Annotated in this window: 10 protein-coding genes; 6 read left to right on the forward strand and 4 right to left on the reverse strand. The window is 66.9% G+C overall.

All coding sequences use genetic code 11. From position 1 onward, the window contains the following. Nucleotides 1–269: 269 nt before the first annotated feature. Nucleotides 270–1,997 (forward strand): type IV-A pilus assembly ATPase PilB, encoded by a 1,728-nt coding sequence (gene pilB / locus N5D20_RS14780; RefSeq protein ID WP_197579562.1) that lies wholly within the window; start codon nt 270–272, stop codon nt 1,995–1,997. A gap of 184 nt (nt 1,998–2,181) precedes the next feature. Here pilB and N5D20_RS14785 read toward each other — a convergent pair whose 3' ends face one another. Then, nucleotides 2,182–3,555, reverse strand: coding sequence for a sigma-54 dependent transcriptional regulator (locus N5D20_RS14785; protein WP_054172386.1), 1,374 nt, complete (start codon nt 3,553–3,555; stop codon nt 2,182–2,184). A gap of 60 nt (nt 3,556–3,615) precedes the next feature. Further along, nucleotides 3,616–5,229 carry an ATP-binding protein gene (locus N5D20_RS14790; protein WP_197579563.1) on the reverse strand — a complete coding sequence of 538 codons (1,614 nt, stop codon included), beginning with the start codon at nt 5,227–5,229 and terminating at the stop codon, nt 3,616–3,618. A gap of 405 nt (nt 5,230–5,634) precedes the next feature. Here N5D20_RS14790 and sucC point away from each other — a divergent pair, with 405 nt between their 5' ends. The 3 genes from sucC (at nt 5,635) to N5D20_RS14805 (ending at nt 9,560) form a co-directional block, all read left to right on the forward strand. Next, nucleotides 5,635–6,804: an ADP-forming succinate--CoA ligase subunit beta gene (gene sucC / locus N5D20_RS14795; RefSeq protein WP_004154430.1), complete on the forward strand. Its 1,170-nt coding sequence runs from the start codon at nt 5,635–5,637 to the stop codon at nt 6,802–6,804. Nucleotides 6,805–6,824: 20 nt separating this feature from the next. Next, nucleotides 6,825–7,700 carry a succinate--CoA ligase subunit alpha gene (gene sucD / locus N5D20_RS14800; RefSeq protein WP_005410793.1) on the forward strand — a complete coding sequence of 292 codons (876 nt, stop codon included), beginning with the start codon at nt 6,825–6,827 and terminating at the stop codon, nt 7,698–7,700. 225 nt (nt 7,701–7,925) lie between these two features. Further along, nucleotides 7,926–9,560 carry an NAD+ synthase gene (locus tag N5D20_RS14805; RefSeq protein ID WP_049437286.1) on the forward strand — a complete coding sequence of 545 codons (1,635 nt, stop codon included), beginning with the start codon at nt 7,926–7,928 and terminating at the stop codon, nt 9,558–9,560. A gap of 120 nt (nt 9,561–9,680) precedes the next feature. Here N5D20_RS14805 and N5D20_RS14810 read toward each other — a convergent pair whose 3' ends face one another. Together N5D20_RS14810 and N5D20_RS14815 are read right to left on the reverse strand one after the other, a co-directional pair. Continuing rightward, entirely contained in the window at nt 9,681–10,883 is a 1,203-nt protein-coding gene (locus N5D20_RS14810) for a lipase family protein (RefSeq protein ID WP_197579564.1), read from the reverse strand. A 200-nt stretch (nt 10,884–11,083) separates the two neighbouring features. Beyond that, on the reverse strand, nt 11,084–11,971 hold the full coding sequence (locus N5D20_RS14815; protein ID WP_029379759.1) for an outer membrane protein assembly factor BamD: 888 nt from the start codon (nt 11,969–11,971) through the stop codon (nt 11,084–11,086). Nucleotides 11,972–12,084: 113 nt separating this feature from the next. On the opposite strand from N5D20_RS14815, the gene rluD reads away from it, so the two are divergent. Continuing rightward, a complete protein-coding gene (gene rluD, locus N5D20_RS14820) occupies nt 12,085–13,074 on the forward strand; it encodes a 23S rRNA pseudouridine(1911/1915/1917) synthase RluD (RefSeq protein WP_197579565.1) in 990 nt (329 codons plus the stop codon). Further along, nucleotides 13,074–13,844, forward strand: coding sequence for a peptidoglycan editing factor PgeF (gene pgeF / locus N5D20_RS14825; protein ID WP_197579566.1), 771 nt, complete (start codon nt 13,074–13,076; stop codon nt 13,842–13,844). Before rluD ends, pgeF begins: the two co-directional genes overlap by 1 nt.

Consider the following 13,844-nt stretch of genomic DNA (forward strand, 5'->3'; position numbering starts at 1 on the left):
GCAGCTCATTGAGCTGCCTGATTTCGTTTTCTGCCGGTTGCGGAGATTAGCTGGTGGCTATTCCGTGGAATGCCACCTGGATGGAATGTCACCTAGCAAATTCTTCTGCGGATAGTTGTCCGCGCGCGTGTGGCATTCCGTGTTGCCAGCTGGCCATGGCGCCAGCTGGATGATTCCTTGCCTTACGGGGCCACATGGAAGGCATGTAATTCCCTGTGTTCCAGTGCCGACGCGTGAGTTACTCTTCGGCAAGGGAGTAGGAGCTTTGAATGAGTACCGTAACCACCGCCAACCTCGTCGGCATCACTGGCCTGGCCCGTCGCCTCGTCCAGGACGGCGCCCTCGACGAGGCCACCGCCCGCGACGCGATGGCCAAGGCCACGGCCGCCCGCCAACCGCTGCCTACCTGGTTCGCGCAGAACAAGCTGGTCAGCGCCTCGCAGCTCGCCGCCGCCAACGCGGTCGAGTTCGGCATGCCCTTGTTCGACGTGTCCACCTTCGATGCCAGCCAGAACGCGATGAGCCTGGTCAGCGAGGAGCTGCTGCGCAAGCACAACGTGCTGCCGCTGTTCAAACGCGGCGGCAAGCTGTTCGTAGGTACCAGCAATCCAACCCATGCGCTGGACGAGATCAAGTTCCACACCAATCTGGTGGTGGAGCCGATCCTGGTCGACGAAGACCAGATCCGCCGCACGCTGGAGCAGTGGCACGCCAGCCACGACACCCTCGGCGACACGCTGGGGGGCGACGACGAGGGTATGGCCAACCTCGATGTTGGCCTGGGCGACGAAGACAACGCGGGTGGCGACTCCGGCATCGACGCCAAGGGTGACGACACTCCGGTGGTGAAGTTCGTCAACAAGGTGCTGGTGGACGCGATCCGCAAGGGCGCTTCCGACATCCACTTCGAGCCCTACGAAGATGATTACCGCGTGCGCCTGCGCATCGACGGCCTGCTGAAGATGGTGGCGCGTGCGCCGGTGAAGTTGAACCAGCGCATCGCCGCGCGCCTGAAGGTGATGGCGCAGCTGGATATCGCCGAAAAGCGCGTGCCGCAGGACGGCCGCATCAAGCTCAACCTGTCCAAGAGCAAGCAGATCGACTTCCGCGTCAGTACGCTGCCGACCCTGTTCGGCGAGAAGGTGGTGCTGCGTATCCTCGATGGCAGCGCGGCCAAGCTGGGCATCGACAAGCTGGGCTACGAACCGGACCAGCAGAAGCTGTTCCACGACGCCATCCACAAGCCGTACGGCATGGTGCTGGTGACCGGCCCGACAGGTTCGGGCAAGACCGTGTCGCTGTATACCGCGCTGGGCATCCTCAACGACGAGACGCGCAACATCTCCACTGCCGAAGACCCGGTTGAAATCCGCTTGCCCGGCGTCAACCAGGTGCAGCAGAACAACAAGCGCGGCATGACCTTCGCTGCGGCACTGCGCTCGTTCCTGCGACAGGATCCGGACATCATCATGGTTGGCGAAATCCGCGACCTGGAGACGGCCGAGATCGCGATCAAGGCAGCGCAGACCGGTCACATGGTGCTGTCCACGCTGCATACCAACGATGCGCCGCAGACCATCGCGCGCCTGATGAACATGGGCATCGCGCCGTACAACATCACCAGCTCGGTGACGCTGGTGATCGCGCAGCGCTTGGCACGCCGGTTGTGCGGCAACTGCAAGCGCCCGGCCAATCTGCCGGAGCATGCGCTGCTGGCCGAAGGTTTCACCCAGGCGCAGCTGGATGCGGGCATCCAGTTGTACGAGGCGGTGGGCTGCGATGAGTGCACCGAGGGCTACAAGGGCCGAACCGGTATCTACCAGGTGATGCCGATGACCGATGAGATCGCCACCATCGTGCTGGCCGGTGGCAACGCGCTGCAGATTGCCGAGGCGGCGCAGCAGATCGGAGTGAATGACCTGCGGCAGTCGGCGTTGAAGAAGGCCGCCGCGGGCGTGACCAGCCTGGCCGAGATCAATCGCGTGACCAAGGATTGATGTAGAGCCGAGCCTATGCTCGGCTGATGGCCGAAGAGCAGCCGAGCGTGGGCTCGGCTCTACAGTAGATTCAGGCCATGCGTGGATGATCGGCCACGGATCCCATAATAGATCCGCGCCATGTGTGGATGGCGCGGCGGCGCAACGCCAACCAAGGTTGGCGCCTACCAGGGCCGTTCGGCCCTTACTCCATTCCCAGCTTCTTCAGCTTGTAGCGCAGCGCGCGAAAGGTAATCCCCAGCTGCGCGGCGGTCCGGGTCTTGTTCCAGCGGTTCTCTTCCAGCGCGCGCTGGATGGCGCTGCGTTCCAGCTGCTCGATATACGAGGGCAGGGCGGCACCGCCCGGCTGCAGGTCAGCCACCGCTTCAGCAGGAGCTGCGCCACCGGGCGCACGCGGGGCGTGCTGTGGCAGGCGCAGGTCGTCGGCGCCGATGCGGTCTTCTTCGGCCAGTGCCAGCGCACGTTCCAGAATGTTCTCCAGCTCGCGCACATTGCCCGGGAACGCATAATGGGCCAGCGCTTCCAGCGCCGATGGCGCCAGCAGCGGGGTGGCACGGCCGTGGCTGCGGGCCAGCCGCGCCAGCACGGCGGCCGCAAGTTCCGGCAGGTCCTGGCGGCGCTCGCGCAGCGGCGGCACCTTCAGCTCGATCACGTTGATGCGGTAATACAGGTCGTGGCGGAAGCGCCCGTCCTCGACCAGTTCGGCCAGGTCCTTGTGGGTGGCCGAGAGGATGCGCACGTCCACCGGCTCCTCGGTGGCAGCGCCGACCGCGCGCACTGATTTTTCCTGGATCGCGCGCAGCAGCTTCACCTGCATCTGCAGCGGCAGCTCGGCCACTTCGTCGAGGAACAGGGTGCCGCCATGCGCGGCCTGGAACAGCCCGGGCTTGTCGGCATGGGCGCCGCTGAAGCTGCCTTTGCGGTGGCCGAAGAACTCGCTCTCCATCAGCTCGCCGGGAATGGCGCCGCAGTTGACCGGTACGAACGGGCCGGCGGCACGCGCGCCCTGGGCGTGGATGGTGCGAGCGACCAGTTCCTTGCCAACCCCGGATTCACCGAGGATGTAGACCGGCGCCTGGCTGCGCGCGACCTTGCCGATGGTGGTGCGCAACACGTCCATGGCCGGCGAAGCGCCCAGCAGGCGTGCAGCCTGTTCGGTGGCGGGGCCGGGCGCAGGGCGTTCGGTGTTGTTGAGTTCCAGCGCGTGCTTGACCAGGCCACGCAGCACCGAGATGTCCACCGGCTTGCTGACGAAGTCGAAGGCGCCGGCTTTCAGCGCTTCCACGGCCAGGTCCATGCTGCCGAAGGCGGTGATCATCGCCACCGGCGTGCGCGGGTAGTGCTGGGCGATTTCGCTGACCAGCTCAATGCCGTTGCCATCCGGAAGGCGCATGTCGGTGATGCACAGGTCGTACGGATTGCTGGCCAGCAGCTCGCGTGCTTCGGCCAGGTTGGCGGCGGTACTGATGCGCAGCCCCATGCGGCCGAGGGTCAGTACCAGCAGTTCGCGGATGTCGCGTTCATCGTCGACGACGAGGGCGCTGCGGGTTTCGTTCATGGGCGTGAAAGATAAACGAGGGGGCTGGAAGCGACAAATGTTTGACGCACAGATTTGGAATCAGGTGGGCAACAGCGTGTGCGGGCCGGGCAGCACCAGGCGGAAGCAGGAGCCGCCTGCCGGCACCGGGATGTAGTCGAGCCGTGCCTGGTTGGCGCGGCACAACTCGCGGGCGATATACAGGCCCAGGCCGGTGCCGTGCTCGGAGGTGGTGAAGAACGGACGGAACAGCTGTGCGGCCACGCTTTCAGGAATGCCGGGGCCACGGTCCATTACGTCGATCACCGCGCTGCGTTCGTGCTGCGCCACGCGCAGGCGCACCCGCGCCGGCTGCTGGCCGATGCGGCCGTACTTCAGTGCGTTGTGCACCAGCACGGTGAGCACCTGGTACAGGTGCTTGGTATCGACCTGCGCCATCACCGCCGTGTCGCTGATGATCGGTTCGATGCTGTCGGTCTCCAGCGTCTGGCCCTGCTTGTACTCCAGCACGAAGCGGCGCACGAAGGCGACCAGGTCGACGTTCTCGGGCGTGGCGCGTTCGCGCCGTGCCAGCCCCAGCACGCTCTCGACGATGCCGTTGGTGCGTTGGCACTGCTGGCGGATGATCTGCAGCAGGCGGCGGTCACTCTCGTTGAAACCGATGCCTTCCTCGAGCAGCTGCACGGCGTAGTTGATCGCCGCCAGCGGATTGCGGATCTCGTGGGCGAGGCTGGCCGAGAAGCGGCCCATCGCCGACAGGGTGAGCGATTCGGCGCGCCGCGAGACCACGCTGGAATCGTCCAGGAACACCAGGGCCAGCTCGCTGCCGGCCAGCAGGCGGGCGAAGCGTGGTTGCACTTCCGGCTGGTCGGGGTTGAGCTGCAGCGGCAGTTCGTCCTGCGCCCAGCCGTTGCGCCAGCGCTGCAGGCGGCGCGCCAGTTCCGGCGCGGCACTGGCCAGATCCAGGCGTCCTGTCTCACCGATGCCGTCGTTGTCGCCGAGCAGCATCGAGGCCGCTTCATTGGCCAGGGTGATGCGGTTGTCGGCGTCCACCACCAGCACGCCGGTGCGCATGCGGCGGATGATCAGTTCGTTGATCTGGAACAGGTTGGCCACTTCGTCGCCGCGCTGGTTGGCCAGCTGCTGGTTGCGGCGCGCGCGGTTGCCCACCTGGTAGCTGATGAAGGCCAGCGCCAGGTAGCTGGTGGCGAACATGGCCAGCTCGGCCAGCGTGCGGGTGGGGTCGCCGCCTTCGAGCACCTTCCAGAGGTACTCGGTACCGGTGGCCAGGCTGGCAACGATTGCCAGGCCCAGGCCCCAGCTCAGCGGCAGCAGGGTGGCGGCAGCGGCGATGTTGAACAGCAGCGACATCGAGATGCCGGCGCTGGCGCCGGGCAGGGCATGCGCCAGCAGGGTGGCGGCGATGATGTCCACCAGCACGCTGCTGACCACGATCGGGCGCAGCCAGCGTTCGTTGCGGCCGATCGCCAGGGCCAGCAGCGACAGCAGCAGATAGATGGCCGCGACGGTATCGGCCAGGCGCGGGTGATGGGCCTCGCCGACCATGCCGGACAGGGGGCTGTAGAGCAGGCCGGCGATGACTGCAGCGATCAGCACCCGGTACAGCGCGAAGAAGTACAGCTCTCGCCGCGGAATCGATTCGATGCGGTCGATCAATGAAGCACTGGGTGACACGCCGGAACTCCCCTTCTGGCTGCCTGGGTCTGGAATCTGCGGCGGCCCTGCCTGGCATCCCCTGAAGCCGGGCGGGTACGTCGCTTCTCTGTGGCCTGCGGTGGAAGCAGCCGGGCAGGCCCGACACTACACACCTTGGTTGACCAGTATAGGGCCCCCGGCAGGACGCCGCCGGAGCCGCCCGGATCGCGCATTTGGCCCGCCGTGGATACCGGTGGCCAACGGCGGCCCGGGCGCAACTGCCTGAATGACGGTGGAAATCTGGCCGGGTCTGGCGTTTTGTACAGACTTCTTTGCGCCCCGGCGCTCGCTCGGCCACAATAGTGGGCCCGCCGCGGTCCATGCCGGCGCCCCGCCGGGGCCCTGAGGAATTGCGTGCGGTCGTTCCTATTCCCACGGTGACGCATGAATTTCCACGAATACCAGTCAAAACAACTGCTTGCCGAGTACGGCATCCCGGTCCCGGCCGGCAAGGTCGCTGCGACCCCGGACGAAGCGGTTGCCGCTGCCAACTCCCTGGGCCAGGGCCCCTGGATGGTCAAGGCGCAGATCCACGCTGGCGGCCGCGGCAAGGCTGGCGGCGTCAAGTTCTGCAAGACCACCGACGACGTGAAGGCCGCTGCGGCCAAGATGCTCGGCACCAAGATGGCCACCTACCAGACCGCAGGCGTTGAACTGCCGGTCAACCTGGTGCTGGTGACCACCGCCGGCGAGATCGTCAAGGAACTGTACCTGTCGGTGCTGGTCGACCGTGGCACCAAGACCATCACCTACATCGCCTCTTCGGAAGGCGGCGTGGAAATCGAGCAGGTCGCTGCTGAAACCCCGGAGCTGATCCACTCGCTGAACGTCGACTTCGTCGAAGGCGTGCAGGGTTACCACGGCCGTGATTTCGGCTTCAAGCTGGGCCTGACCGCCAAGCAGGCCGGCCAGTTCGCCAGCATCATGGTGAACCTGTACCGCCTGTTCAACGAAAAGGACCTGGCCCTGGTTGAAATCAACCCGCTGGCCATCCTGGACGACGGCAACCTGTACGCGCTGGACGGCAAGTTCGACAGCGACGACAACGCCGCGTTCCGCCAGAAGGCCCTGGTCGCCATGCGCGACAAGACCCAGGAAGACCCGACCGAAGTGATCGCTTCGGAGCTGGACATCAACTACGTCACCATGGACGGCAACATCGGCTGCATGGTCAACGGCGCCGGCCTGGCCATGGCCACCATGGACGTCATCAAGCTCAACGGCGGCGAGCCGGCGAACTTCCTGGACGTGGGCGGCGGTGCCAACAAGCAGCGCGTCATCGAAGCGTTCAAGCTGATCCTGTCCTCGGACAAGGTTGAAGGCATCTTCGTCAACATCTTCGGCGGCATCGTCCGCTGCGACATGATTGCCGAAGGCATCATCGCCGCCGTGAAGGAAGTGGGCGTCAAGGTTCCGGTCGTGGTGCGCCTGGAAGGCACCAACGTGGAAGAAGGCAAGCAGCTGCTGCGTGACAGCGGCATGGCCATCATCCCGGCTGACAACATCAATGATGGCGCCAAGAAGATCGTTGAAGCTGTCAAGAACGCTGCCTGATTCGACACCAAGGAATTCCCATGTCTGTTTTGATTAACAAGAACACCAAGGTGATCGTGCAGGGCTTCACCGGCCAGCAGGGCACCTTCCACGCCACTCAGATGATCGAGTACGGCACCCAGGTTGTTGGCGGCGTGACCCCGGGCAAGGGTGGCACCACCCATATCGACCTGCCGGTCTTCAACACCGTTGCCGACGCCGTGCAGAGCACCGGCGCCAACGCTTCGGTCATCTACGTGCCGCCGCCGTACGCGGCCGACGCGATCCTGGAAGCCGCTGCTGCCGGCATCAAGGTCATTGTCTGCATCACCGAAGGCATCCCGGTGCTGGACATGCTGCGCGTCAAGAACGTGCTGACCCGCTCCCATCCGGACACCGTGCTGATCGGGCCGAACTGCCCGGGCGTCATCACCCCGGGTGAGTGCAAGATCGGCATCATGCCGGGCCACATCCACCAGCCGGGCAAGATCGGCATCGTGTCGCGTTCGGGCACCCTGACCTATGAAGCGGTCAAGCAGACCACCGAAGTCGGCCTGGGCCAGTCCACCTGCATCGGCATCGGTGGTGACCCGATCAACGGCCTGAACTTCGTCGACTGCCTGAAGCTGTTCAACGAAGACCCGCAGACCGAAGGCATCATCATGGTTGGCGAAATCGGCGGTGACGCCGAAGAAGCCGGTGCCGAGTACATCAAGAACCACGTGAAGAAGCCGGTCGTCGGTTTCATCGCCGGTGCGTCGGCTCCGGCCGGCAAGCGCATGGGCCACGCCGGTGCGATCGCCTCGGGCGGCAAGGGCACTGCCGAAGGCAAGTTTGCTGCAATGGAAGCTGCTGGCGTCGTCACTGTGCGTTCGCCGGGCGACCTGGGTGCGGCCATCGCCAAGCTGGTGAAATAAGATCGACTGCCTCTGGCAGCCGATTCTGTAGAGCCGAGCCCACGCTCGGCTTGCTTTGGAAAAGCCGCCCTCGGGCGGCTTTTCTGCGTCTGGCGGCCGCCTGGTCGGCCCATCCACGCACGGCGTGGATCTACTGAGCCAGGGCTGTCCACGCAGTGAGCGCGCCCGGCGCGCGCATGGCACAGCGCTACAATGGCGGCATTGCAACCACAGGCTGGATTCCCAATGGCTTCGATCCGCATCGCGATGGCGCAGTTCGACTTCCCGGTCGGCGATGTCGCCGGCAACACCGAGCGCATCATCGAGATGATCGGCCAGGCGCGCGACGAGTACGGCGCCGAGCTGGTGATGTTCCCCGAGCTGGCGGTGAGCGGTTACCCGCCGGAGGACCTGCTGCTGCGCCCGGGCTTCCTGTACGAGTGCGAGCAGGCGATGACCCGCATCGCTGCCGCCTGCCGTGGCATCACCGCCGTGGTTGGCTGGCCGCAGGCGGCCGGCGCGGTGGTCTACAACGCCGCCAGCGTGCTGCGCGATGGCCTGGTCGAACAGACCTACCGCAAGCGTGAACTGCCCAACTACGCGGTGTTCGACGAGCGCCGCTACTTCGATGTCGATCCGGATGGCGGCAGCTGCGTGTTCGAGGTCAACGGTGTGCCGGTCGGCCTGCTGATCTGCGAGGACCTGTGGTTCGCCGAGCCGTTGGCCGACACCGTGCGCGCCGGCGCGCAGCTGGTGGTGGTGCCGAATGCGTCGCCGTACGAGCGCGGCAAGCATGCCCAGCGCGATGCGGTGCTGGCCGCGCGCACCCGTGAGAGCGGGGCGGCGATCGCCTACCTCAATGTGGTCGGTGGCCAGGACGCGCTGGTGTTCGATGGCGCCTCGGTTGTGGCCGATGGCGACGGTACCGTGCACCCGGCCGCCGCCGCCTTCGTCGACCAGTGGCTGGTGGTGGAGTACGACGGTGAAACCCGCCGCTTCATGCCGCACGTGTGGATGGACGATGGCGACGAGAGCATGGACGCGCTGGCCTGGCGTGCCGTGACCCGTGGCATCCAGGACTACTGCCGCAAGAACGGCTTCAAGAAGGTGTGGCTGGGCCTGTCCGGTGGCATCGATTCGGCACTGGTGCTGGCCATGGCCGTGGACGCGATGGGCGCCGAGAACGTCACCGCCGTGCGGTTGCCGTCGCGCTATACCGCAGGCCTGTCCAATGACCTGGCGGCCGAGCAGTGCCAGGCACTGGGCGTGAAGCTGGAGGCGGTGTCGATCGAGCCGGCGTTCAAGGGCCTGATGGAATCGCTGGCGCCGATGTTCGAGGGCACCACGCCGGACGTGACCGAAGAGAATCTGCAGTCGCGCAGCCGTGGCGTGATCCTGATGGCGCTGGCCAACAAGTTCGGCGGCCTGCTGCTGACCACCGGCAACAAGAGCGAATACGCGGTGGGTTACGCCACCATCTACGGCGACATGTGCGGTGGCTATGCGCCGTTGAAGGACCTCTACAAGACCGAGGTGTTCGGGCTGTCGAAGTGGCGCAACACCGTGGGCGGCGCACCGGTGATCCCGCCGGCGGTGATCAGCCGCCCGCCGTCGGCCGAGCTGCGCGAGAACCAGTTGGACCAGGATTCGCTGCCGGCCTATGACGTGCTGGATGGCATCCTGTACCGCTACATCGACCAGGAGCAGTCGCGCACGGAGATCGTAGCGGCCGGTTACGACGCGACCGTGGTCGACCGCGTGCTGCGCCTGGTACGCATCAGCGAGTGGAAGCGGCATCAGGCCGCGCCCGGGCCGAAGGTCTCGCGCCGGGCGTTCGGCCGTGAGCGTCGTTACCCGATCAGCAACGGCTACAAGGGCTGAGGCCCGGTCCAGCAGACGACAGGGAGTGCCGGCCGATGGCCGGCAACCCGTTGGCCCTCTCCGGTGGGTGCGGACCCTGGTCCGCACGATGGTCGAAGATCATCCACGCATGGCGTGGATCTACCGGGCTTCGTCGAGCAGCTGTTCGAGGCCGGAGGTTTCCGCAGCTTCGTTGAAGTGGCCGTCCTCAAGCCGTGCACGCACAAATGCCAGGCCATCCGCCGCCGCCGCATCCAGCGTGCCGCGGTGGTCGACCGGGTAGCGGCGGAACGCGACCGGCTCGCCTCGCAGGGCCAGGCCTGCGGCGTACAGCAGCGTGGTCAGATAGGGCACATCGCGGTCCGCGCTGCCATGGCCCAGCATCAGTGGTTGGCTGAAGCCGCGGCGCGGTACGCCGAGATAGTCGTACAGCACCGCCCAGATGCCCGGCACGCTGGTCAGCGGTGCAGTGAACATGCTGCCGGTATCCGCACCGTCCAGCGTGGCGGCCAGTTCGCCCAGGCACTGCTCACGTGCCACTGCCACGCGGGCGCGGCCGGTGTCGCTGAGGACGCGGTCGATCTGCGGCGCGACCTGCAGCAGGCCATCGAGCAGATACGCGTGATACGCGTTGACTGCACCGGGATTGGCGGTGCGGTTGTCCGGTTTCATCACCAGCGCGGTCAACTCCACTGCCGTGGGCGTACCGGTGGTGAAGCTGCCGCGGTAGTGCAACGCCGGCCCTCCATAGGTAGGGGCGATGTGGCCTGCCGTGAGCGCGGCGGCGCCACCCTGCGAATGGCCGACCGAGACCCAGCGCGGCGACAGCGCTGCGTTGCCCAGGTACTGGCGGCTGGCTTTGACGAGGTCGATGGCGTTGCGCGCGGCAGTGCGCACATGCAGATAGGCATGGTCACCTGGACTGCCGAGGCCCTGGTAGTCCGCGGCGACCACCGCATAGCCCTGTGCCAGGAACTGATCGAGGAAGCGCCCGTCGCGTTCGGGTTGGTAGGGGCCGGATACCGAGGGCGCGCAGCGATCCGCGATGCCCTGTGTGCCGTGTGCCCAGGACACCACCGGCCAGCCGCCTGCAGGAGCCGCGCCGGCGGGCAGGTACAGCAGGCCGGTGCCTTCGGCCAGCTGGCCGCGATGATCCGGGGTGCGGTAGTGCAGCTTGTAGGCCTGCGCGGCCTTGGACGGCACCCATGACGCGCGATAGGGGGCAGCAGACAGCAGATCGCCCGGTGCAACCGGTGCGGCGGCCAGGGGGCCCGAGGACAGCGCCAGCAGGGCGGTGGCGAGGAGGCCGGCGAGGGGCCGGAAACGGCGGGGCAGTGGGGTCATGGGGCGCTCCTTGACGGCCGGGATGGCCGTTGCGCCGCAGTGTGGAGGGCCTTGCCCGCGCCGATTGGGACCGGCGTCGCATCCGCCGGGGATTCGTAGAATTCCTAGGTGCCGGCCCCGGTGCGGGTAGGCTGATGAGGAGGGCAGTCGAGCATGGCTCGACGCTACAAAAGAAGAAGGGCCCCTTGCGGGGCCCTCTCTTATTTCTTTTCCAGTCGCGCGTTGCGCTGGCCGGTGCTGGCGGACTTTTCGCCGGCGAACGGGTTCAGCTTGCGGATCATCCACGGGTACTTCGGCCACTTGCCTTCCAGCCACGGGTGGTCCGGCTGGTTCAGCTGCAGGACGCGGCGGGCGTCGTCGGCCAGGGTCTTGTTGCCAAGGTGGGTGTAGGAATCGGCCAGGACGGCGACGGCGTCGTACTGGAACGCGCTCTGCGGGTAGGTTTCCAGCAGGTAGTTGGCGCGGCCGGCGGCGGAGACCCAGGCGCCGCGGCGCATGTAGTACAGGGCGTTGTCGAGCTCGTGCTGGGCGAACACGTCACGCAGCTCCAGCATGCGCTGGCGCGCATCGGCGGCATAGCGGCTGTTCGGGTAGCGGTCCACCACGATGTTGAAGTCCGAATACGCCTGGTGCGGCGTGGACAGATCGCGGCGGCTGGCATCCAGCGACCATACGCGACGCAGGAAAACCGTACTGCGGTTGGAGTTGGCCAGGCCGCGCAGGTAGTACAGGTACGCGATGTTGCGATGGGTCGGGTAGGTACGGATGAAGCGGTCGATGCTGGACACCGCGTCATCGTGCTTGCCGGCCTTGTACTGGGCGTAGGCGGTCTCGATCATCGCCTGCTCGGTGTACGGACCGTACGGATACTGGGCCACCAGGCGGCGGAAGCTGGCTTCGGCGCCGCTCCAGTTGCCACCCTGCATCAGCTTGTGGCTCTTCTCGTACAACTGTTCGACCGGCGTCCCTTCATCGGGGCGATCGCCCTTCTTGGCACCACGGTGGCAGCCGGTGGCGGCGATGACCAGCACCAGCAGCAGGGCGGTGAGGCGGACGGGCGCGGAGAGCATGGCGGAGCGTCGGATCATGGGGTCGAGGCGGGACGCGGCTGGAATACGAAGGGTCGATGATAGCCTAGTGTCCTGTCCAGCGACTGAAACCGGCCGCCGGGACCCCAAAATTTCAAAGAATGCCCCCTGCCATGTCTGAACAACCCTCTGAATCGGCCCGCCAGGCCATCGTCCCCGACACCGCTGCCGGCCGCCGTTTCGACGCCGTCGTGGCCGAACTGTTCCCCGAATACTCGCGGTCGCGCCTGACCGAGTGGATCAAGGCCGGCGAGGTCCTGCTGGACGGCGCCCAGGTGCGCCCGCGCGATCCGCTGCGCGGCGGCGAGGTGGTGACCCTCAACGTGGTGCTGGAAACCCAGACCGACGCGCAGCCGGAGGACATTCCGCTGGACGTGCTGTTCGAGGACGAGCACCTGCTGGTGATCAACAAGCCGGTGGGCCTGGTGGTGCACCCGGGCGCCGGCAACCACAGCGGCACCCTGGTCAACGCCCTGCTGTTCCGCGACCCGTCAGTGGCGGTACTGCCGCGCGCGGGCATCGTGCACCGCCTGGACAAGGACACCAGCGGCGTGATGGTGGTGGCCAAGACCCTGGAAGCGCAGACCGCGCTGGTCGAGCAGTTGGCAGCACGCGACGTGCACCGCCAGTACCTGGCCATCGTGATGGGCGCGCTGGTGGCCGGCGGTACCGCTGATGCCCCGATCGACCGCCACCCGCGCGACCGCCTGAAGATGGCCGTGCGCGAGGACGGCAAGGAAGCGATTACCCATTACCGCCTGCGCGAGCGCTTCCGTGCGCATACCGCGCTGGAGTGCCGCCTGGAAACCGGCCGTACCCACCAGATCCGCGTGCACATGGCGCATGTGCGCCATCCGATCATTGGCGACCCGTTGTACGGCGGTGCATTGAAGCTGCCCAAGGGCGCCAGCGACGAGCTGGTGGCCGCGCTGCGCGGCTTCAAGCGCCAGGCCCTGCACGCCGAGACGCTGGAGTTCACGCACCCGATCACCGGTGAGCCGGTGCGCAACACCGCGCCGGTGCCGGACGACATGCTGCACCTGATGAAGGTGCTGCGCGAAGACAGCGAAGCCTTCACCGCGCGCGAGCGGGACCGCTGGTGATGGCTGCCGCGCTGCCCTTGCTGCAGGCGGACTGGCCGGCGCCTCCGGGCATCCATGCGCTGACCACGCGCCGGCACGGTGCGGGCATTTCGCCGGCGCCGTTCGCGCAGTTCAACCTGGGCAACCGGCACGCGGCCGATGGTGATACCCCCGCCAACGTGGAGCACAACCGCCAGCTGCTGCAGCAGGAGTTGGCGCTGCCGTCGGCCCCGCACTGGCTGCGCCAGGTGCACAGCAGCACCGTGCTGCGCTTCAGCGCGCCGCCGGTGCCCGGCGCCAGCGAACCGGTGGCCGATGCCGCGGTGACCTCGGTGCCGGGCGTGGTGCTGGCGATCCTGACCGCCGACTGCCTGCCGGTGGTGTTCGCCGCCGCCGATGGCAGTGAGGTGGGCGCGGCCCACGCAGGCTGGCGTGGCCTGGCCGACGGCATGCTGGAGGCCACGGTGGCCGCCATGCAGACGCCGCCGGCGCAGCTGCGGGCCTGGCTGGGCCCGGCCGCCGGACCGGCCGACTACGAGATCGGCGAGGAGGTCTATCACGCCTTCGTCGGCCATGATCCGGCCGCCGAGGCGGCGTTCGTGGCCACCCGCGCAGGCCACTGGAAGGTGGACCTGTTCGCGCTGGCGCGGCAGCGTCTGCAGGCGGCGGGGATGGACCCGGCGCAGGTGTATGGCGGCACGGTGTCGACCATGGCAGATCCTGACCTGTATTCGCACCGGCGCGACCGTCGTACCGGGCGCATGGCGACGCTGGCCTGGATCGCGCCCTGA

Origin of the sequence: Stenotrophomonas sp. GD03877, assembly GCF_029840555.1 — a bacterium.
Lineage (GTDB): Bacteria > Pseudomonadota > Gammaproteobacteria > Xanthomonadales > Xanthomonadaceae > Stenotrophomonas > Stenotrophomonas geniculata.

Bases quoted from the DNA above. Each gene is read 5' to 3' on its own strand.
- pilB (WP_197579562.1), top strand. From the start codon at position 270: ATGAGTACCGTAACCACCGCCAACCTCGTCGGCATCACTGGCCTGGCC.
- N5D20_RS14785 (WP_054172386.1), bottom strand. From the start codon at position 3,555: ATGAACGAAACCCGCAGCGCCCTCGTCGTCGACGATGAACGCGACATC.
- sucC (WP_004154430.1), top strand. From the start codon at position 5,635: ATGAATTTCCACGAATACCAGTCAAAACAACTGCTTGCCGAGTACGGC.
- sucD (WP_005410793.1), top strand. From the start codon at position 6,825: ATGTCTGTTTTGATTAACAAGAACACCAAGGTGATCGTGCAGGGCTTC.
- N5D20_RS14805 (WP_049437286.1), top strand. From the start codon at position 7,926: ATGGCTTCGATCCGCATCGCGATGGCGCAGTTCGACTTCCCGGTCGGC.
- N5D20_RS14810 (WP_197579564.1), bottom strand. From the start codon at position 10,883: ATGACCCCACTGCCCCGCCGTTTCCGGCCCCTCGCCGGCCTCCTCGCC.
- N5D20_RS14815 (WP_029379759.1), bottom strand. From the start codon at position 11,971: ATGATCCGACGCTCCGCCATGCTCTCCGCGCCCGTCCGCCTCACCGCC.
- rluD (WP_197579565.1), top strand. From the start codon at position 12,085: ATGTCTGAACAACCCTCTGAATCGGCCCGCCAGGCCATCGTCCCCGAC.
- pgeF (WP_197579566.1), top strand. From the start codon at position 13,074: ATGGCTGCCGCGCTGCCCTTGCTGCAGGCGGACTGGCCGGCGCCTCCG.